The 21,827-nt window shown below is 26.3% G+C and carries 17 protein-coding genes; 16 read left to right on the top strand and 1 reads right to left on the bottom strand.

Annotated elements, in window-relative coordinates; genetic code table 11:
• Positions 1–116 precede the first annotated feature (116 nt).
• The 9 genes from KGF48_RS02180 to KGF48_RS02140 all read left to right on the top strand — a co-directional run bounded on the left by KGF48_RS02180 (position 117) and on the right by KGF48_RS02140 (position 11,212).
• Positions 117–761, top strand: coding sequence for an undecaprenyl diphosphate synthase family protein (locus KGF48_RS02180; RefSeq protein ID WP_227827534.1), 645 nt, complete (start codon positions 117–119; stop codon positions 759–761).
• Positions 762–884: 123 nt separating this feature from the next.
• A complete protein-coding gene (locus KGF48_RS02175; RefSeq protein WP_227827533.1) occupies positions 885–1,709 on the top strand; it encodes an N-acetylmuramoyl-L-alanine amidase in 825 nt (274 codons plus the stop codon).
• Between the two features lie 324 nt (positions 1,710–2,033).
• Complete coding sequence (locus KGF48_RS02170; RefSeq protein WP_227861080.1) at positions 2,034–3,584, top strand: GGDEF domain-containing phosphodiesterase; 1,551 nt, start codon at positions 2,034–2,036, stop codon at positions 3,582–3,584.
• Positions 3,584–3,982, top strand: a complete 399-nt coding sequence (locus KGF48_RS02165; protein WP_227434474.1) for an RrF2 family transcriptional regulator — start codon at positions 3,584–3,586, stop codon at positions 3,980–3,982. The genes KGF48_RS02170 and KGF48_RS02165 overlap by 1 nt, the downstream gene beginning before the upstream one ends.
• Positions 3,983–4,021: 39 nt before the next feature.
• Positions 4,022–5,755 (top strand): Eco57I restriction-modification methylase domain-containing protein, encoded by a 1,734-nt coding sequence (locus KGF48_RS02160; RefSeq protein ID WP_227827530.1) that lies wholly within the window; start codon positions 4,022–4,024, stop codon positions 5,753–5,755.
• Positions 5,756–5,985: 230 nt separating this feature from the next.
• On the top strand, positions 5,986–7,197 hold the full coding sequence (locus KGF48_RS02155; RefSeq protein ID WP_227827529.1) for a patatin-like phospholipase family protein: 1,212 nt from the start codon (positions 5,986–5,988) through the stop codon (positions 7,195–7,197).
• A gap of 191 nt (positions 7,198–7,388) precedes the next feature.
• Positions 7,389–7,649, top strand: a complete 261-nt coding sequence (locus tag KGF48_RS02150; RefSeq protein ID WP_227827528.1) for an HPr family phosphocarrier protein — start codon at positions 7,389–7,391, stop codon at positions 7,647–7,649.
• A 261-nt stretch (positions 7,650–7,910) separates the two neighbouring features.
• Positions 7,911–9,623 carry a phosphoenolpyruvate--protein phosphotransferase gene (gene ptsP / locus KGF48_RS02145; RefSeq protein WP_227842596.1) on the top strand — a complete coding sequence of 571 codons (1,713 nt, stop codon included), beginning with the start codon at positions 7,911–7,913 and terminating at the stop codon, positions 9,621–9,623.
• Between the two features lie 311 nt (positions 9,624–9,934).
• Positions 9,935–11,212, top strand: a complete 1,278-nt coding sequence (locus KGF48_RS02140; protein ID WP_227867700.1) for a DUF4830 domain-containing protein — start codon at positions 9,935–9,937, stop codon at positions 11,210–11,212.
• 442 nt (positions 11,213–11,654) lie between these two features.
• On the opposite strand, the gene KGF48_RS02135 is transcribed toward KGF48_RS02140, so the two are convergent.
• Positions 11,655–12,320, bottom strand: a complete 666-nt coding sequence (locus KGF48_RS02135; protein WP_227840118.1) for a hypothetical protein — start codon at positions 12,318–12,320, stop codon at positions 11,655–11,657.
• Between the two features lie 343 nt (positions 12,321–12,663).
• Between KGF48_RS02135 and KGF48_RS02130 the strand changes: the two genes are divergently transcribed.
• From KGF48_RS02130 to recJ, 7 genes are all read left to right on the top strand, one after another.
• Entirely contained in the window at positions 12,664–14,094 is a 1,431-nt protein-coding gene (locus KGF48_RS02130) for a DUF4116 domain-containing protein (protein WP_227867699.1), read from the top strand.
• 305 nt (positions 14,095–14,399) lie between these two features.
• Complete coding sequence (locus tag KGF48_RS02125) at positions 14,400–15,008, top strand: accessory gene regulator ArgB-like protein (RefSeq protein WP_227827523.1); 609 nt, start codon at positions 14,400–14,402, stop codon at positions 15,006–15,008.
• Between the two features lie 3 nt (positions 15,009–15,011).
• Entirely contained in the window at positions 15,012–15,158 is a 147-nt protein-coding gene (locus tag KGF48_RS02120) for a cyclic lactone autoinducer peptide (protein WP_227434483.1), read from the top strand.
• A gap of 356 nt (positions 15,159–15,514) precedes the next feature.
• A complete protein-coding gene (gene scfB / locus KGF48_RS02115; protein ID WP_227840120.1) occupies positions 15,515–16,894 on the top strand; it encodes a thioether cross-link-forming SCIFF peptide maturase in 1,380 nt (459 codons plus the stop codon).
• A 28-nt stretch (positions 16,895–16,922) separates the two neighbouring features.
• Positions 16,923–17,417 carry a gamma carbonic anhydrase family protein gene (locus KGF48_RS02110; RefSeq protein WP_227824277.1) on the top strand — a complete coding sequence of 165 codons (495 nt, stop codon included), beginning with the start codon at positions 16,923–16,925 and terminating at the stop codon, positions 17,415–17,417.
• A 281-nt stretch (positions 17,418–17,698) separates the two neighbouring features.
• Positions 17,699–19,363: an ABC1 kinase family protein gene (locus KGF48_RS02105; protein WP_227827521.1), complete on the top strand. Its 1,665-nt coding sequence runs from the start codon at positions 17,699–17,701 to the stop codon at positions 19,361–19,363.
• A 12-nt stretch (positions 19,364–19,375) separates the two neighbouring features.
• Positions 19,376–21,826, top strand: a complete 2,451-nt coding sequence (gene recJ, locus KGF48_RS02100) for a single-stranded-DNA-specific exonuclease RecJ (protein WP_227840121.1) — start codon at positions 19,376–19,378, stop codon at positions 21,824–21,826.
• Position 21,827 lies beyond the last annotated feature (1 nt).

Here is a 21,827-nt window from a genome sequence, read left to right as displayed (position 1 = left end):
ACTCTATCTTAATTTAGTTTACTACATAATTATATAAAAATAAATGTATTTAATGTTACAGTTTTGATTAATAATGTAATATTTTGATAATAATACCTATTAAGAGGTGATTAGAAATGAGAGTACCAAAACATGTAGGAATTATACCAGATGGAAATAGAAGATGGGCAAGTCAAAATGGAATGACAAAGGATAGAGGATATGAAAGTGGAATAGATCCTGGACTAGAATCTTATAGATTATGTAGAGATTTAGGTTGTGAAGAAGTAACTTTTTATGGGTTTACAACTGATAATACAAGACGTCCATCAGTTCAGACGAAAGCGTTTACAAAAGCATGTATTGATGCAGCAAATATACTAATAGAAGAAGGTGCAGCCTTACTAGTTGTTGGAAACACAAAATCTCCAATGTTCCCAGAAGAATTATTACCATATACAAATCGAATTCAAGCTAAAGAAGGACAGATAAGAGCAAACTTACTGGTAAATTATGGATGGTATTGGGATTTAAATAATATATCAGGAGTAGAAAATGTAAATAAGAATAACATACAAGATTACATACAGTCATTTGATGTGTCAAGACTGGACTTGATAATTAGATGGGGTGGAAGACGTAGATTAAGCGGTTTCCTGCCTGTGCAATCAATTTATGCAGACTTTTATGTTATAGATAATTACTGGCCAGATTTCAAAGGTGATGATATAAAAGATGCCTTTAGTTGGTATGATACACAAGATGTCACTCTAGGCGGATAATTAAGAAATTTCAGTTTTTAGATTGTAGAGTATTTTAAATTATTGAAAAAAAAACTTCTTGGTGGTAAAATAACACTAATAATATGAAAAAATGTAAAAATCTATACCAAGAAGGGTGAAGAAATGTCAAAAAGCAATAATAACAATAATTCAAGAAACAAATCTAAAAATACCAGCCATCTGAACAGAAAAAAAAGAAAAATAAATAAAAAAAAGTTAGTACTACTGATTTGCTTTACAGTGTTATTTTTATTTATTGCATTTAAGGCTACTCAAGGTGTAGTAGCTTTGGTCAAAGGGATGGATAAAAATAATAAAACAAATCAACAACAAAAAGTTGACTCAGAACAATTTGACCTTGGTGATGAAAATGAAAATAAAAACAAAAAATATACTGTATTTATAGATCCAGGTCATGGAGGAAATGATAAAGGAACTCAAAGTAAAACTAGTAACAGATATGAAAAAGACCTCACTTTACAAATTTCAAAGAAATTAGCAAATAAATTAGCTAAGCAAAAAGACATTCAAGTAGTTGTATCTAGAACTGATGATACATATGTATCATTGATGGATAGAGTAAACTTAGCAAAAAATAGCTCTGCGGATGTACTTGTTTCTATACACTTAAATGCAGAAAAAAATGGAAATACAGCAACAGGTATAGAAACATGGTATAGAAATAAAGCTACAGATGGCTCAAAAGAACTTGCACAAACAGTTCAAAGTACAATAGTATCTTATGTTAAAGTAAGGGATAGAGGAATAATTGAAAATAATTTTGAAGTACTTAGAGAATCAAATATGCCAGCTATATTAATAGAGTGTGGTTTTTTAACAACGCCTTCAGAAGAGCAAAAAATAATAAATGAGAAATATCAAGAGCAACTTACAGAGGGAATTGTTCAAGGTATACTTTCATATTTGGATTCTAAGGGAAATAAATAATTTAATTATTATCTGAATGTAAAAATTAAATTAAAAATACAAAGGTGTGAATTATATTAAAAGTATAATTTCATACTAAAAATACTATTTAGATTTAAGAACTATGAAACTACAGACTACTTTATATATGTCTGATTTCATAGTTTTTTTGTCAAAATTAGTTGGTATTTGCAAAAAATAGAGAAATAAAATCGTAGAAATAGAGTTATTTATATGTGATTTTAAGTTAGATTGATTTACTATCAATTGTGCCTTATAATTAATATAGAATATAGAAAAAGTTTGCTCATAAAATAATTTAAAAAATAATATAGGGGAATTTATATGAATAAAAAAAATATAATGAAAATTTGTTGGTTAAATAAAATAGTTTTTATTATAATTGGGATTTTAGGAATAGTTTTACTTACAAGGCATATTGGAATAGACATTAAGAGTCAAATTTTGATTTTATTAATCTTATTTAGCATAAGTATGTTTATTTCATACCTTAAGGTTAAGACATATGAAGATGAAATTAATTTAGATGTCACAAGTAATTCAGATAAACTTATAAACATTACTAAGAATGATAATTTTTTAGAACATATTCAAAGCTATATATTTGCTAATAAGAGAGAAAATTGTGTGTTAGCATGCTTTGATTTATGTAGACTTAAACTTATAAATGATATATATGGTTATAAGCTAGGGGATGAAGTATTAGACAATATCTCAAACAACTTAAAAAATTATTTTGGAAATGAAGCTATTTATGGAAAGTTAAAAAGCGATGTCTTTGTATTAATAATAAAACTTGAAGATAGAGATGAAAAGATTCATAATTTGGTAAACCTTATTAAAAATAAAATTGTGACCTTGAGTCAGATAGATAGTTTTAAAATGAATATAAACATTGAAGCTTCTATTGGTATTTATAAATTTAATAGTAATGAAATTGACATAAAAAAAGCTATAGACAATGCTGATATGGCAAGAATTAAATCAAAAGGATTAAAGCATATAGAATATGTGGAATTTGATGATGCTATGGAAAAAGAAATAAAATCACTTATGAAAATAGAACAAGATTTATTTTTAGCTATTAAAAACAAAGAGTTCATAATTCACTACCAGCCTAAATTTGATTCAAGAACAAATAAAATTATAGGTTCAGAAGCATTAATAAGATGGATTCATCCAACTTTAGGTATGGTTGCTCCAAATAATTTTATACCTATAGCTGAGAAAAGTGGTTTGATAAATAATATTGGTAGATGGGTGATTGAGGAAGTTTTTATTACTATTGATAAGTGGATTTCAGAAGGGATAAATGTTTTACCAGTTTCAATAAATTTATCTAGAGTAGAACTTTATAAGAATGATTTAGTAGATTTTTTTAAGTCAATGTTTGATACATATAATGTTCCTAGAAAACTTGTAGAAATAGAAATAACAGAAACAACAGCTTTAAATGATGTAAAGTTTATTAGTGAGAGACTTTATGAAATTAAATCTCTAGGTATGAATATATCATTGGATGACTTTGGTATAGGTAACTCAAATTTTGTCAATCTTAAGGGGATACCAGTAGATGTTATAAAAATTGATAGGTCACTTATATTAGATATAGTGACTAACTCAAAAACAAAGGTTATGATAAAAGCCATTGTTAATCTTTCGCATGATTTAAATTTAACTGTTATATGTGAAGGTGTAGAGGATATGGAACAAGTTAAAGTTTTAAATGGTATGGGATGTAATTTTATACAAGGTTATGTATTTTCTAAACCAATAGATGAATGTAGTTACAAGGAACTTCTTACTGGAAAAAGTAATATAAGTTTAGAAGAGAGTCTTTTGAAAGAATATATGGCAGTTGAGGAGGTGGAATAATGATTTCAGAAGACGTAGATTATGCAATAAGAATTGTAAGAGCTATATTTAATAATGGAGAAAACAATCCAATAGATGTCAAAACAATATTAAAAAATGAAGATATACCAATATTAACATTATATAAACTACTTAGAAAACTTTGTGCAAATAACTTACTTACTTTTAATAAAGAAGATGGAAAGAAATACATGTTAAATGTATCATTGGATACAATAAGTTTGAGAACGATTGTAGAAATAATAGATGGGAAAATATATATAAATAAATGTACTAGATATGTATCTAATTGTAGTAATTGTTTAAAAGGTTGCAAGGTAAATCAGGAATTACTAGAGATAGAAAAAGAAATCTATAAACTTTTATCAAGAAAATCTATAAGACAGATATTAGAATAATAAATTTTTAGCTTAGCTAATAGTTGGAGGTTTTCAGTTATGGATGATATATCTCAAGATAACTTTCTATTATCTAAAGAGTATGAGAATAGTTTAGATGTAGATACTAAAAAAGCAGGTGGAATATACTATACACCTAAAATCATTGTCGATTATATTGTTAAAAAAACCTTGAGAAATCACGATATAATTAAAAATCCATATCCGAGAATTCTTGACATATCTTGTGGATGTGGAAACTTTCTTTTAGAAGTATATGATATTTTATATGACTTATTTGAAAAAAATATTTATGAATTAAAAAATAAATACGATGAAAATTATTGGAAAATTGATAATATACACAATCATATATTAAATCATTGTATATATGGTGCTGATATTGATGAAAATGCTATAAATATACTAAAAGATAGCTTAAAAAACAAAAAGACAAGAACTGATTTAAAATATGACGATATTAAAATCAACCTATTTTGTTGTGATAGTCTAAAGAAAAACTGGCGATATAAGTTTGATTACATAGTCGGTAATCCTCCGTATATTGGACATAAAAAACTTGAAAAAAAATATAAAAAATTTCTTTTAGAAAAATACAGTGAGGTTTATAAAGATAAAGCTGACTTATATTTTTGTTTTTATAAAAAGATTATAGATATCTTAAAATGTGGAGGAACAGGAAGTGTTATAACTCCAAGGTATTTCTTAGAAAGTTTATCGGGAAAAGATTTGAGAGATTATATTAAGTCAAATGTTAATATTAAAGAAATAGTAGATTTTTTGGGTGCAAATATATTTAAAAACATAGGTGTTTCTAGTTGCATTCTTACTTTTAATAAAAAAAAATTGAATGATACACCTATAGATATATTTAGAATAAAGAATGAAGATGTATCTATAAATAAATTTAAAACACTAGAAGAACTTTTAAACAGTAGTAAATTTGAATATTTTAATATAAATCAAAACTTGCTTTCTGATGAATGGATAATTGTAAATAAGGATAATGAATCTTTTTATAATAAAATACAAGAAAAAGGTAAATATAGCCTAGAAGATATAGCTGTAAGCTTTCAAGGTATAATTACAGGATGTGATAAAGCATTTATTTTAAGTGAAGGGGATTCAAAATTAGATTTTGTAGATGAGAAGCTTTTAAAAGATTGGATAAAAAGCAAAAATATAAACAAGTATGTAGTAGAGAAGAGTGAATATAAGCTAATATACTCAAATGATATAGATGATGAGGTTAAAAACAAGAAAATACTTGATGAAATTATAGGTGTATATAAGACAAAATTAGAAAATAGAAGAGAATGTAAAAGTGGAATAAGAAAGTGGTATGAACTTCAATGGGGTAGAGAAAAGCTTTTTTTCGAAAGAAAAAAGATAATGTATCCATATAAATCCAAAGAAAATAGATTTGCTATAGATTATGATAATAATTTTTCAAGTGCAGATGTATATTCTTTTTTCATAAAAGATGAGTATTTAGATAAATTTTCATATGAATATTTAGTTGGAATTTTAAATTCTAGTGTATATGATAAATACTTTAAAATAACAGCCAAAAAAATGAGTAAAAATATATATGATTATTATCCTAATAAGGTTATGAAGATAAGAATTTTTAGAGATAATAATTATGAAGAAATAGAGGATTTATCAAAACAAATAATATCAATTTTATTAAATGAAAAAATAGATAAAGAAAAAGTAGAAAAATTGCAGATAAAAATAGATAAATTAGTAATAGATTCTTTGGGTATATAAATAAACATGGCTATGAAAAAATACGTTGTATGTTAATAATTTATCTAAATTTATAAAGAAAAAGTTAACCATATAAAAAATATTAAAAATATATACTTTTGAATATTTTTTTGATAAAATAAAAATAAATTTGTGCAATTTTATTTTTCTCCAATAACTAAAAGTAGTTTTTTGAATTAATATTTGCTGAGGAATATAAATCAGGAACGCTTTAAATAGTAGGTGATAATATGAAAGGATTAGTTTTAGAAGGTGGAGGAACAAAAGGAGCTTATCAAATAGGCGCATATAAAGCTTTAAGAGAACTTGGTATAGAATTTCAAGGAGTAACAGGAACATCAATTGGGGCTTTAAATGGAGCATATATAATTCAAAATGATATTGAGGTAATGGAAGATATTTGGCTAAACTATGATTATACTCATTTTATGAATATTGACAAAGAAAGCTATGAGAGATTTAAAAATGTAGATTTCACTACGAAAAATATCAATGCAGTTTTTGAACTTATAAATAAAGCCAGAAAAAATGAAGGTATAGATATAAGCCCATTAAGACACTTAATGGAAACTACATTAAATGAAGATATAATAAGAAAATCAAAAAAAGACTTTGGACTTGTTACGGTTTGGTGGGATAAAAAAATTAATCCTCATCCATTGTATATAGAAGATATGCCACAAGGGAGATTGGTTGACTACTTAATTGCTAGTTCTAGTTTGCCTATTTTCCAAACAAATGTAATGGATGATAAATTGTATTTGGATGGAATGTTTTGTGATAATATGCCAATAGGGCTTTTAGAAGATAAAGGATATGAAGATGTTGTTGTAATTAGGTTAATTGATGATTTTCTTGGAAAAATGAACCTAAACAAACATCAGAATATAAATATAAAAACCATAATACCATCAGAATATTTAGGTGGCTCTCTTAATAAAGATAGGGATAATGTAGAAAAAAATATTCGATTAGGATATTTAGATACTATGAAAGCTTATGAAAGATGCGATGGTATTAAATATTACTTTGATGTAGAATATAAGTATGATGAAGAGTATTGTTTTGATAGATTTAGAAGAATGAGTAATGAAACAATACAATGTATTTGTAACTTATTGAATATAAAAAGAGATGTTTCGCTTAGAACTGTTATGGAAAATGTAATACCAAAGCTTGGTGAGACACTTGGTTTACCCAAAAATTTTTCATATAAAGATTTATTTTACTGTGTATATGAGAAAAAACTTGAAGAAAATAGTATAAATAGGGTAAAATTATATGATTTTAACAAGGTTATAGATGTTGTAAATACAAATATTGATTCTAATAAGAATTTAGCATCAAATTTTGAAATTAGACCTAAAATCAGTATTAAAAAGAACAAAAACACAAAATTATTGACAAATTGTATTATAAAAGACTTAAAAAATCAAAGTTAAATAAAAAACAAAAAAAAATTTGTAATTATACTCGAAAAAAGTGTATATTAGTAGTATAATATTTTTGTAGCACTAGTGGGAACAAAAAAGTACCATAGGACAAAAAAGTACCACTAAGTGCCATTAAAGTAAAAAATAGGAAAACAATTTTAAAAAATATAAAATGTTAGGTTTATAGGAGGATTTAAAAAATGGAAAAAGTAGTTAGTATCAAAAATGCAAGTGGATTACATGCTAGACCAGCAGGAATGTTTGTTAAGAAGGCTGCTGAGTTTAAATCAACAGTAGAAGTTGTAGCAAAAGACAAAACTGTAAATGCAAAATCAATCATGGGAATAATGAGTTTAGGTTTAGCTCAAGGAGAAGAATTAAAATTAGTTGTAAATGGAGAAGATGAAGCAGTAGCTTTAGCAGCAATGGTTGAATTAGTTGAAAGTGGATTTGGAGAGTAGATATAATAGTTTCTAAAAATTTGGTATTTATAATCTAATCATTGCTTAGAGTAAAAGTAACAGAGAAACATTAAAAATATACAGACAAAAGTTTGTAAATATTTAGTTTCTTTGTTACTTTCATGTTTATTTAATCAGAAGATTAAGATTATTGTTAATTGGGTATGAAAATATAAATATTTTAAATGATGAAATAAGTAAGATATTTTTAATTATAAATTTGTAATCAAAATACAGAAGATATTTTTAGGAGGTAGGGTTATGGCTTACAAAGGAATAGGAGCTTCTCCTGGTATTGCTTTAGGGAAAGCGTTAGTAGTAGAGCATAGTGAATTAGTAATTGAGAAAAAATCTATAGATAATGTTGAAGCGGAAGTTGCTAAATTAGAAAATGCAGTTGTAGTTTCTAAAGAAGAATTAATAAAAGTTAAGGAAAAGGCTTCTCAAGAATTAGGAGAAGAAGAAGCAGAAATATTTGAAGCACATTTATTAGTTTTAGAAGACCCAGAATTAATTGGTTCTGCAATTGATAAAATCAAAACTGAAAATGTAAATGCAGAATATGCTTTAAATGAAATAAAAGAAATGTTTGTTAGCATGTTTGAGTCTATGGACAATGAATACATGAAAGAAAGAGCAGCAGACATAAAAGACGTTACAAATAGAATACTTAGACATATATTAGGAATCAAAGTTGTTGATTTATCTGCTTTAAGTGAAGAAGTAGTATTAATAGCACATGATTTAACTCCATCAGATACAGCAACTATGAACAAAAAAATGGTTTTAGGATTTTTAACTGATATAGGTGGAAGAACTTCTCATACAGCTATAATGTCTAGAACTTTAGAAATCGCTGCAATCGTTGGACTAAGTGATATAACTTCAAACGTTAAAGATGGAGATTTTGTAGTTTTCAATGGAGATACTGGTGAAGTAATCGTTAATCCAGATGAAGATACTATAAACAAATATACTGAGTTAAAAGCTAAATATGAAGAAGAAAGAAAAGCATTACAATTATTAAAAGGAAAGCAATCAGTAACTCTTGATGGGAAGCATGTGGAATTAGCTGGTAACATAGGAACTCCTAATGATATAGAAGGTCTAATAAAGAATGATGCTGAAGGTGTTGGTCTTTATAGAACAGAATTTTTATATATGGATAGAGATTCTTTCCCAACTGAGGAAATACAATATGAAGCTTACAAAGCTGTATTAGAAGGAATGGAAGGTAAACCTATAGTTATAAGAACATTAGATATAGGTGGAGATAAAGAGTTAAGTTACTTGACTATGGAACCTGAAATGAATCCATTTTTAGGTTACAGAGCAATAAGACTTTGTTTAGATAGAACAGATATATTTAAGACTCAATTAAGAGCGTTATATAGAGCAAGTGTTCATGGAAGATTGAGAATAATGTTCCCTATGATTTCATCTTTAGAAGAATTATTACAAGCTAAAGAAGTTGTAAAAGAAGTGTTAGCAGAACTTGATTCTGAAGGTATAGCTTATGCTAAAGATGTAGAAATCGGTATGATGATAGAAGTACCATCTGCTGCTGTAATATCTGATGTACTTGCTAAACATGTAGATTTCTTCTCAATAGGAACTAATGATTTAATCCAATATACTTGTGCAGTTGATAGAATGAACCAAAAGATAAGCTATCTTTACAATCAATTTAATCCAGCTGTTTTAAGACTTATAAAGACAGTTATAGATAATGCACATAAAGAAGGTAAGTGGGCAGGTATGTGTGGAGAATCTGCTGGAGACCAAAAAATGATACCAATACTTTTAGGTATGGGATTAGACGAGTTTTCTATGTCTCCAATATCAATACTTCCTGCTAGAAAATTAATAACTTCAGTTAAAGAAGCCGATATGAAAAAATTAGCTGATGAAGTACTTAATATGGGTACTGCTGAAGAAATAAAACGATATATTGAAACAACTTTTAACATGTAATTTATAAAATATATAATATGTAATTTACAAACTTATATTATATAAAATATCCATGTAGATATGTTATAAATAATATGAATAACTCAATAAGTAAAGAAAAGCCATAGTTTATTTTATACGCTATGGCTTTTTTATTATTATAAATTAAAATTTATAATACCTTAATTATAGTTTGTGTTTTTTGTAGACTTATTTTTTAGGTAATTGCACCTGAATATGTATTAATGTTATGTGGATGTACTCTTGAAATATGGTAATATATATTAAGGGTGAATGGTTTAAAGAGTATATATTTAATGGAGGTATACAATTTGAAAATTACAAAAACAAAACTATTTATCATAATTTTACCTGTCTTAGCTTTTGTAATATTATTTTTAAGTACAGAACGTAGCTTAATAGATAATAAGCAGTACAACAAAATATATTCAGATTTGAAAGATACAAAGAGAATAGAAATTTATCATAAGTTTAATAGAGAGGCTGAAAAAAACTATGAACCAATTGTAGTTACAGATGAAAAATTAATAAATGAGATATTAAGTTTTATGAGTAAGGTAACTGATTTTGAGGATAGAGATATGAGTGGGGTAGCTGTAAAGAATCAAAAGATAAGTTTTTATAATAGCAATAATGAGCAAAAAATTATAAACTACTCATATGATAATCTACATAATTTTGGAGAGATTAAATACAATAATGAGAAATTTAACTTACCATATGATTTTTTCAGGTTAATAAACTCTCTTGATGAATTTAAACCTCAAAATACAAAAGTTACTAATGATGTGAATGAACTTTTTAAAAAGTATAGTTGGACACCAAGTTTTCTTATATCGTCTCAAAGAAAAACACTTCCCAACAATTTTAAATATTCATCAGAAAATACAACAGAGAAAATATATTGGGCTTATAATATGGAACTGTCTAAAGATATAGGATTAGATTTTTCTAATTTAAATTCAAATGACATTACTGCTGAGATATATAGCTTAATTGAACCATTACCAGACTCATTTGAACCTTTATTAGATGCTAGAGGAATTGTAATAAGACATGATGGAAGGATTGTAGGAGCATACATTGATTCAGGCAGACATGAAGGAAAGGCTATTAGTTTAAAAAGACATACTTTTAAAGAAGTAAAAAAAGAAGATTTAAATGTGTGGATAGTTGATAACTGTATAGATAAAACTAATTCTCTATATAAGAATATATCAAAAATGAGTAATGAAGATTTAATAAGAATGCATCTTAAGGCTATGGAAGAAAATAATACAAATGAGTTGTTAGCAACTATGGATGTAGAAAGTCAGATAAGTACTTTATTTATTAATTTGGATAATCGTAAACTTTTTAATGATACTAGATTTGAAATGAATTTACCAGATTATATTAATAGCGATACAATTGTATATATAGAAAAAATGGATTTAGGAGAAGAAGAAGAAAAAGATAAAAAAAGTTATAATGTAATATTTGCTAATGATGGGGTAGAAAAGGCTGGTGGAAAATTAGGTTTTTCTGACATTAATATTGATGTTATAAATGATGGTGGAGTGTGGAAAGTATCTGGATTTACGAAATAAATTTAAACTTAAAATTATTAATGTTAAAATTTGATATTGTATTGAAAAATAATTAAAAGTATTTAATAATAGAATTAAGGGTAAAATAAATTAAGAACTTAAGATATTGAATATGAATGTATAATTTTAATGTGATATCCAAATAAATCCTAAATTTAATTTGAGTTTTAATATATATGGTCTAAGGTTTGATTATTAAAGATTTAATTGTAAGTTGTTACAGTTGATGATATTGATGTAGAGATTAAAGTTTAGAATAGAAAGTGCACCTTAAATTTTAAAATGTAAATTTAAAAATGTAAGCTAGTACAATCTAAAAATTATAATCACTCAATAGATTTATGGATTTATTTGTTTATTATAAATAAGTGGGAGTAGATTTTTCTACTCCCACTTTGTATATTATTATTTAATTAAAAAGTAGCACATTAAAATTCTAAGATTAGTTGATATTTCCTGCTTTATTAGCAAATAACTCCTTAATAAGATTGTTTCTAGTAGCTAAATCTCCACTAGAATTATTTGTTTTTTTCATAATTACAGAATAACGCTTTTTATTGATAAAAAATATTAAAATCTTATCATCATCAAAGTTGTATTCTTTGTATCTATCAATAGATTTATAACCTAAATTTAAGATGTCCTTATCTTTTATGCTATCTACATCCAAAACATATGATGGGTCAGCCTTTAGTAATATATTAATTAAACATTTTTCTTCACCAGCACAAAATAAATCAACCTTATTTGATATAGACTTAGATTGTTCTGAAGTTATTTTTACAGGAATAAGATTACTATTGCTATCTCTTAAAAGAGAACCATATGTGTCTTGTTGATATACTAAATTAACTTTTTTCTTAGGAACACTTACCATCTTATCTAAATGTACATAATGATGATTTTCAACAAAGCCTTCATTTAATATTTCAACAAAGTTGTCAATTTTACCTAAACAAAAAGATTCTATAGATTCTTTACAGAATTTATTTGTAAATGGTATAATGTTTACGTTTTCCTCGTCTGTATTCCATGCTATAGCATAATCCAATGAATATACTTCTTCCTCTATATCTGCAAAATTATATTGTACTATGTTTCCTTTCAAAATTACTCGACCTCCATCTTATAATATATTTAATATACTTTATAAAACTTATATTATATTTAAATAATATCATAAATTAAATGAATATGATATAGTAAATGATAAAAAAATTGAAAAAAATAACTATAAATGAGTATTAAATATAAATAGTGTATACTAATGGGATGGAAAATGTCCACTATTAACTTTATTACCCCGCATGTTTATAATTAAATTATTAATATAAAATAGAATCTATCGACAATGAATGGACTTTTAAAAGAACTTAATATAAAATTAATTAAATAAATACTTAAAAATGCTTTACTTTAATGATAAAATCGTATTAAAGGAGGTTAATTTTATGGATATAAAAAATAAAATTAAATCTATGTTTTTGCTAGAAAAAGATGACTATTTAGATGATGAAGAATTTGAGGATGATATAAAAATTAATGAGGATAATTCAGAAGAAGATAATAATGTGCATTTAAATGACTTAAGCAGAGTGAAATATGACTATAGAGAATTAAAAGACATAGAAAATCAAACTGAAGAAATGTGTTTACTAGCAGTAAGGCAAGATGGTACAATAATAGAATTTGTAAAAGATAAGACTGATATGGTGTGTATGGAGGCAGTAAAACAGACTTATAAAGCTCTCAAATACATAACAAATCAGACCGAAGCTATATGTATAGAAGCAGTAAAACAGAATTACAGAGCCTTATATTACATAAATGACAAGACAGAAAATATATTAATTGAGGCTATAAGAAGTGCATCAACTCATGATGTTATGGAAGTTTTTAGATTTGTAGAAGAGCAGACAGAAGAGGTATGCTTAGAATTAATAGAAAGGGCATCAAAAAATGATGTGGCAGAAATATTAAAGGATATAAAAGAGCAAACTCCAACAATATGCTTAGAAGCAGTAAAAAAAGATGGAAAGTCTTTAGCTTATGTTAAGGAACAAAATGATAGTATATGTTTAGAAGCAGTAAAGGAAAACTATAGTGCATTGCCTTGTGTAGAAGAACAGACAGAAGAAATATGTATAGAAGCAGTAAAGCAAAATGATTTTGCCTTGTATTATGTAAATGAACAGACAGAAAAAATATGTATAGAAGCAGTAAGACGAAGTTATATGGCTCTTCAATATGTAAATAAGCAGACAGAAGAAATCTGTTTAGAGGCAGTAAGAAATGATGGAAGAGCACTACAATATGTAAAAGAGCAGACAGAGGACATTTGCTTAGAGGCAGTAAGACAGAATGGAAAAGTATTACAATATGTAAAGAAACAGACCGAAGAAATATGTATAGAAGCTATAAGGGGCTCATTTAAAGACTTTGAAATAAAAGAGATATTGAGCTATATAAAGGTACTAACAGAAAAAATATGTGTAGAGGCAGTAAAGCAAAATGGAAATATTCTTAAATATATAGAAGAGCAAACAGAATTAATGTGTATAGAGGCAGTAAAAGAAAATTACAGTGCTATACAATATGTAAAAGAGCAAACAGAAAAAGTTTGCTTGGAAGCAGTAAATCAAAGTTTTGAGGCACTTAAATATGTAAAAGAACAAACAGAGGATGTTTGTTTAAGAGCAGTAAGACAAGATTATAGAATGCTGAAATATGTTAAAAATCAAACAGAAAAGCTATGCTTAGAAGCAGTAAAACAGAATTACAGAGCTTTGGAATATGTAGAAAATCAAACAGAAAAAGTTTGTTTAGAGGCAGTAAAACAGAATAGAAAAGCACTCCAATATGTAAAGCAAAAACAAAGTTAAACATATATATTATGAAAATAAAAGCAAAGCTAAGATATATCATAAAAATAAATATAAAATTAAAGATTAATAATAAAAATAAAAGCACATAACTTATACGCTATAAGTTATGTGCTTTTATGCATATAAAGCTTAATAAAACTCTTTTATTATAACTTTTTTATTATATAAAAAATAACAAAATGATTATATAGGTCTTTTTTTGACCAGTTTTACAATTTCAATAACTAGTTTTGAAAAATATATTGAATTTTCTCAAAAAAGACGCTATTCTATATATGTAAAATTTTTTTCTGGAGGTAATAATGTTTAAGAGATATGCTGATAAAATGACATCTGTTTTAATTTATAAAAATATGATAGATAGCAATGAATCTAGGGTGTATTCTTATGGATTTGAAATATTAATTGCTTTTATAGTTAATATAACGACCATACTACTCTTAGGTTTTTTATTTGGGAAATTTACATATATATTATTTTTTTTAATATGTTACTGTCCAATAAGACAATTTTCTGGAGGGTATCATGCAAATAACTATTTTAGATGTCTATTAACCTTTGTTTTTATAATTTTATCTACAATATTTATTATAGAAAATCTAAATGTAGATTTATTTAAAAATATTATTATGATTATTGCTAGTATTAGTTGGATTGGAATTTGTATTATGTGTCCAGTAGAGCATAAAAGTAATCCTATAAGTGAGGTAGAAAAGTTAACTTATAAAAAAATTGCTATATCTATATCTACAGTAGTCTTGTTAATGACAGTTTCAAGTTTTTCATTAAATGTGTTTATGGATTACTTTATATATAGTGCTTTTGCAATGTTTTGGATTTGTATAATGCTAGTATTAGGTAAATTAAAATCTAAAAAAAGTATAAGTAAAATGTGTATGAGGGAGAATTAAATTATGAAAAAGTTTATTGTGAAAATTATGAAGTGTGCTAGTTCATTAGCACTGAGTACTGCAATTTTGTCAGCAAATAGCACTTGTCCATGGATTATACATCAACCTAAGGTACCAAAAGAAATTAAGAATTTAAAAAAGATAAATTAAAAACAAGCAATTATTCATGTGAAATCATTATAAAAAATATTATGCTTTAATAAATATAAAACAAGTAAATTACTTACATATAATTATTATAAAAAAGAAATTGTTATACTTTAATAAATATAAAACAAGCAATTATGAACAAATATTTTATTTTATGAGCACATAATATACTTTATTTTGTAATGTATAAGTGTGCTAATTTAGGGGGATATAGTGTATCCATTGAAATGACTTACTAGTAGTAAGTCATTTTTGTATTGTATGTATTTTAAGCAAACTGTATGATATAATGAAGGGTAAAGTTTAATTAAAACAGTAAAAAACTTTAGTATAGATAGTAGTTTAGGAGGTAGGTTATGAGTATAATACATAAATTTTCTATGAATGGATATAATATCGTTTTAGATGTGAATGGAGGAGCTGTTCATGTATTAGATGATGTTGCATATGATTTATTAGATTTTTATAAAGACAAAAGTAAAGAAGAAGTGCTAGATATATTAAAATCTAAATATCAAGAAGAAAAAATAAATGAAGCATATGAAGAAATATTAAATTTAGAAAAAGAAGGTCTTTTATATACAGAAGATACATATCAATATCATCCAAGTTTTGTACATAGAGAGCCTGTAGTAAAAGCACTATGTTTAAATGTAGCCCATGATTGTAATTTGAAATGTAAGTATTGTTTTGCTGCTCAAGGGGATTTCGGTGGAGAAAAAGAACTTATGAGTTTTGAAGTTGGTAAAGCAGCAATAGATTATTTGATTGCCAATTCAGGAAGTAGAAAAAACTTAGAGATAGATTTCTTTGGTGGAGAGCCTCTAATGAACTTTGAAGTTGTAAAGCAATTAGTTGAGTATGGAAAAAGTATTGAAAAGGATTATAATAAAAATATAAGATTTACAATAACTACAAATGGTGTGCTGTTAAATGATGAAATTATAGATTATATAAATGAAAATATGCATAATGTAGTTTTAAGTTTAGATGGAAGAAAAGAAGTCAATGATAATATGAGACCAACTTTAAATGACAAAGGTAGTTATGATATTACATTGCCAAGATTTAAAAAACTTGTAGAAGGAAGAGCAAAAGATAAATATTATTATATAAGAGGTACATTTACAAGAGATAACTTAGATTTTTCTAAAGATGTTATGCATTTTGCAGATTTAGGATTTAAATTAACATCTGTAGAGCCAGTTGTTGGAGATGAAAGTAATCCATATGCACTTAGGGAGGAAGATTTACCGAAGATATTTGATGAATATGAGAAATTTGCTGTAGAGTATGCAGATAGACAATTACAAGGAGATGGATTTAAATTTTTCCATTTTATGATAGATTTAAATCAAGGACCATGTGTAATAAAGAGAATAACTGGATGTGGTGCTGGAAATGAGTATCTTTCTGTAACACCAAGTGGAGACATATATCCATGTCATCAATTTGTTGGAAATGAAGAATTTAAAATGGCAAATATATTGGATAAAGAAATTGTACTTCCAGAAAAGTTAAAAAATACATTTAGAGAAGCTCATGTATATACTAAGGAAGAGTGTAAAAAATGTTGGAATAAGTTCTATTGTTCAGGTGGATGTCATGCCAATGCAATAAATTTCAACAATGACATATCAAAACCATATGAGTTGGGTTGTGAAATGCAAAGAAAGCGTACAGAATGTTCTATTATGATACAAGCAAAATTAATGTTAGAAGGAGCAAATAATTAAATTTATATCTTAAAGGAGTTGTTTATATATGATTAGAGATTATTTAGAAGATAAACCTTTAATTGATGAAAGTGTCTTTGTAGCAAAATCAGCAGATATAATTGGAAATGTTAAAATCGGTAAAGATTCAAGTGTATGGTACAATGCAGTAGTTAGAGGAGATGAAGGGCCAATAACTATTGGAGAAAATACTAATATACAAGATTGTTCAATAGTACATGGAGATGAAAATACTGTAATTGGGAATAATGTGACAGTAGGACATAGGTCAATAGTTCATGGTTGCAAGATTAGTGACAATGTTTTAATTGGAATGGGTTCAATAATACTAGATAATGCTGAAATAGGAGAATACACTTTAATAGGAGCAGGTACATTAATTACATCTAATAAAAAGTTTCCACCAGGAGTTTTAATAATGGGTTCTCCTGGAAAAGTAGTTAGAGAACTTACTGAAGAAGATAAAAAATATATTGATGAGTCATATCAATGGTATTTAGAAGCAGCACAGAATCAAAAATAATAATTAAAGAGTGGTTGTTTCAAAACATGTTTAAATTTGTTTTGAGGCAACCACTAATTTATTTTAATTTTGAGAAAGCAGTTGTTTAGAATAGGTATGAAATGTCAAAAATAAAAATTAACTGAGTTAAAGAAATTTAATAAAATTACTAGTATATGTGATAAAATTAAATATTAAAGAGGATATAAGATATTATAATATCAATTAGTAAAATAATGTCGTAGGCATAGATAAATTAAGGTGTAAGTTTTTGGGTATACCTATTCTAGGAGTGAAAAAATTTGAGAATAAGTTATAGGAATTTAAAGAGATATAGAGAAATTGGATATATTTTGATAAAGTATGGTTTTAGCTTTATTGTAGAAAGATTAAATATAGAGGGCATAGCATATAAAATACCACTATTTGACCCACCAGAAGAAATAAAAAATATGACAACTGGTGAGAGAATGAAAAGAGTCTTAGAAGAACTAGGACCTACATATGTAAAAATAGGTCAAATATTGAGTACAAGAAAAGACTTGTTAGACCAAGATATAATTGATGAAATATCAAAGCTTAGAGATGATGTAGAGAAGTTTGATTCAAATATAGCCATTGAAATATTTAAAGAAGAAGTAGGATTAAGCATAGAGGAAGTATTCTCAGAATTTAAAGAAGAACCAATAGCAGCAGCTTCAATTGGTCAAGTTTATGAAGGAATACTTAAAACAGGAGAAGAAGTAATTGTAAAAATTCAAAGACCTAATATAGAGAAGATAATAAAATCTGACTTGGAGATTCTTAGAACTATTGCGCATACATTAAAAGACTTAAAAAAAGACTTTAATTTAGACTTAGAACAAATGATAGAAGAATTTCAAACTCAATTAATGAGAGAACTTGACTACAATTTTGAATCTATAAATGCAACTAAATTTTCTAGGATATTTAAAAATAGTGATGAAGTATATATACCAAAAGTATATTCAGAATATAACAGTAAGAGAATCTTAGTAATGGAGAAAGTTAAAGGTACAAAGTTAAGTGATGTAGAAAAAATAAGAAAATTAGGATACAATACAAAAACTATTGTTGAAATAGGTGTTAGGTCTTTTTTTATACAGGTATTGTCACATGGTTTTTTTCATGCAGACCCACATCCAGGTAATATATTTATAGTTGGTAAAAACAAGATAGCATATATAGACTTTGGAATGATTGGAATTATTGATAACAAAACTTTGAACCAATTAAATGAAATTGCATTAGCTGGTGTAGAAAAAAATGTTGATAAAATAATATACTTGTTAATAGAAATGGATGCATTAAATGGAGAAGCTGATGTTAAAGGTCTTAGACAGGATTTACTGTATCTAATACATTACTATTATGATATCTCTATAGAAAAGATAAATGTGACAGATATATTAAATGAATTGTTTAGATTTTTTAGACAGTATAAGATAATTATGCCTGCACAGTTTGTAACACTTGCAAAGACTATTATAACATTAGAGGGTACAAGTAGAACTTTAAATACAGATTTTTCTCTTGGCTCTATGGGAAAAGAATTTATGAAGCATCATTATAAAAATAAATTCAATCCAAAGAATGTAGTTTTAAACTCAAGACAAAATGTAGAAGAGATATTACTTGATGTAAAAACTATTCCAAAACAGTTAAAAGCAATCTTAAGAAATGTAGAAAGAAATAATATAAAAATGCAAATTGAAGATGTTAAAATGATAAGATTAGAAAATTGTATACTAGAGTTAACGTCTCAAATATCACTGAGTTTAGTGTTAGCATCGATTATAGTAGGTTCTTCACTTATAATTGCATCACCAAATATAGAAAATAATATATGGATAAAATTTACTGCTATAGCAGGGTTCTTTATTTCTTTTATAATAGGGCTATGCTTAGTTATAAGAAGTATTAGGTCAAAATACAAAAAAGATTAGGGGGAATTAAATTTGAAAAAATGGACACTGAAATACAAAGGGAAGATAGAGGAAAGTGAATTTAGCAAAAAACTTAATATTTCCCCGGAAATCTGCCAAATTTTAAAAAATAGAGGTATATATACTGAAAAAGATTCAGAAATATTCATGAATCCATCTTTAGACTATTTAAGAGACCCTTTATTAATGAAAGATATGCAAAAGGCTGTAGATAGAATAAAGTTAGCTATTGATAAAAAAGAAAAAATTTGGATTTATGGGGATTATGATGTTGATGGCGTATCTTCTACTTCTATTTTATGCTTATATTTTAATAGTATAGGATATCATGTGGATTACTATATTCCAAATAGACTAGAAGAAGGCTATGGTATAAATGAAGATGCTATAAAGCTTATAAGCTCTAGGGGATGTGATTTGATTATAAGTGTTGATTGTGGAATTACATCAGTATCTGAGGTTAATCTAGCAAATAATTTGGGTATAGATGTTATAATAACAGACCATCATGAATGCCAAAATGAAATTCCCTCAGCTTTTGCAGTAATAAATCCAAAGCAAGAAGATTGTAACTATCCATTTGATGCACTATGTGGATGTGGTGTAGCATTTAAAATGATACAAGCACTTACTCCAAAAGAAGATTTTAAGGCTAGCATGTACGATTATTTAGAAATAGTAACATTGGCAACTATCTGTGATATTGTTCCACTTGTGGATGAAAATAGAATAATTGTAAAAAATGGTTTAAAATTAATGAAAGAAGGCAAAAATATTGGATTAAGAGAGCTTATAAAAGTTTGTGGTGTAGAAAGTGATAAAATAGGTTCTTCTCATATAGGTTTTGCAATTGGGCCTAGAATAAATGCATCAGGACGTTTAGGATATTCTTATTTGGGTGTTGAGTTATTTACTACTCAATCTAAAGATGAAGCTGTTGAAATAGCTAATATATTGGAAGAAAAAAATAACGAAAGACAGATGATAGAGGCTCAGATGTATCATGAAGCTGAGGAAATGTTAAAGTCTAATAGCAGATATAATGATGATAAAGTATTAGTTCTAGCTAAAGAAGGTTGGCAACATGGAATAATAGGAATTGTAGCATCTAAGTTGACTGAAAAATACTACAAACCAACGATTCTTTTAGGTGTAGAACATGGAGAAGCTACTGGCTCAGCAAGGTCAATAAAAGGATTTAATATATTTGAGGCTCTTGTAAAGTGCAAAGACTTAATGACTAAGTTTGGTGGGCATGAACAAGCAGCGGGATTGTCTTTAAATTCAGAAAATGTGGAAGCTTTGGCTAATGAAATAAATAAGTTTGCAGATTATAATTTGACTGAAGATGATATGATAGAAAATGTAAATGTTGAATTTGAACTACAAGAAAATGTAATAAGTTTAAATCTTGTGGAGGAATTACATAAATTAGAACCATTTGGATTAAATAATCCTAATCCTAGATTTATAGTTAGAAATTATATTCTAAAAGATTTAAAAATCATAGGTAAAAATCAACAACATTTGAAATTAAGCGTAGAAAATGAAAAGTGCTATGAATGTATAGGGTTCAATATGAGTCATTTAAAATCATTGTATAAGGTAGGAGATAAAGTCGATGTATTGTTCCAACTAGATGAAAATAACTATATGGGAAATAGGAAAGTGCAGTTTTTACTTAAAGATATTAGATTAGCTCGACCTAAAAGTGCAAGTAATGACAAACTTTCGCTAAAATTAATGTCAAAAATAATACCAAAAGATTCACAAAGCTTGTATAATATATCTGAGTCTGGTTTTGAATTGTTTGATGGAAATACAGATATAAATATATTTGATTATTTTGAACAAGAGACATTGATAATATCTAATTCTATAAATGGATTCTATAGAGCCATATCAGATGTATCACTCATAGACTTGGATTTTAACATAAATTACAATATTATTGAAGATATTAACAAAAATACTGATAAATTAGAGCTTATATTTTCTCCTAATATTGATAAAATAGACTTAAAAAGATATAATAATATTATTCTTTATGATTATTTATACAATAAAGGCGAATATTCGTATATATATGAGAATAAAAGAGAAGAAAGTGAAATTATAAAATATTATAATAAAACAGACCTATTATATTTAAAGAATGTAGTTAGTAATATAGTTCCATCAAGAGATGAATTTATAACAATTTATAAACAAGCACTTATAAAAAAAGAAATTGATTTAGATATGGTAAATATAAAGGGAACTTTTAATGTAATTCCATTAAAGTTTTTTACGATATTGAATGTGTTTAGAGAATTAAATTTACTTGACTTTAATTTAAATTATGAAAAAAATTCTGTACTCATAAGAATATTGCCAAAACCACAGAAAAAATTAGATTTAAATGAGAGTTTAATACTCAATAATCTAAAAAAATTAGAAAAACAATACAATAGCAGTTATTAGG

The sequence above is a fragment of the Clostridioides sp. ZZV15-6388 genome, from assembly GCF_020657755.1.
Lineage (GTDB): Bacteria > Bacillota > Clostridia > Peptostreptococcales > Peptostreptococcaceae > Clostridioides.
Note: the sequence above shows the minus strand (reverse complement) of the source record. Positions and strands in the feature narration are given on the sequence as shown.

Excerpts from the sequence above, each read along its gene's own strand:
- KGF48_RS02180 (WP_227827534.1), top strand. The coding sequence starts at position 117 with ATGAGAGTACCAAAACATGTAGGAATTATACCAGATGGAAATAGAAGA.
- KGF48_RS02175 (WP_227827533.1), top strand. The coding sequence starts at position 885 with ATGTCAAAAAGCAATAATAACAATAATTCAAGAAACAAATCTAAAAAT.
- KGF48_RS02170 (WP_227861080.1), top strand. The coding sequence starts at position 2,034 with ATGAATAAAAAAAATATAATGAAAATTTGTTGGTTAAATAAAATAGTT.
- KGF48_RS02165 (WP_227434474.1), top strand. The coding sequence starts at position 3,584 with ATGATTTCAGAAGACGTAGATTATGCAATAAGAATTGTAAGAGCTATA.
- KGF48_RS02160 (WP_227827530.1), top strand. The coding sequence starts at position 4,022 with ATGGATGATATATCTCAAGATAACTTTCTATTATCTAAAGAGTATGAG.
- KGF48_RS02155 (WP_227827529.1), top strand. The coding sequence starts at position 5,986 with ATGAAAGGATTAGTTTTAGAAGGTGGAGGAACAAAAGGAGCTTATCAA.
- KGF48_RS02150 (WP_227827528.1), top strand. The coding sequence starts at position 7,389 with ATGGAAAAAGTAGTTAGTATCAAAAATGCAAGTGGATTACATGCTAGA.
- ptsP (WP_227842596.1), top strand. The coding sequence starts at position 7,911 with ATGGCTTACAAAGGAATAGGAGCTTCTCCTGGTATTGCTTTAGGGAAA.
- KGF48_RS02130 (WP_227867699.1), top strand. The coding sequence starts at position 12,664 with ATGGATATAAAAAATAAAATTAAATCTATGTTTTTGCTAGAAAAAGAT.
- KGF48_RS02125 (WP_227827523.1), top strand. The coding sequence starts at position 14,400 with ATGTTTAAGAGATATGCTGATAAAATGACATCTGTTTTAATTTATAAA.
- KGF48_RS02120 (WP_227434483.1), top strand. The coding sequence starts at position 15,012 with ATGAAAAAGTTTATTGTGAAAATTATGAAGTGTGCTAGTTCATTAGCA.
- scfB (WP_227840120.1), top strand. The coding sequence starts at position 15,515 with ATGAGTATAATACATAAATTTTCTATGAATGGATATAATATCGTTTTA.
- KGF48_RS02110 (WP_227824277.1), top strand. The coding sequence starts at position 16,923 with ATGATTAGAGATTATTTAGAAGATAAACCTTTAATTGATGAAAGTGTC.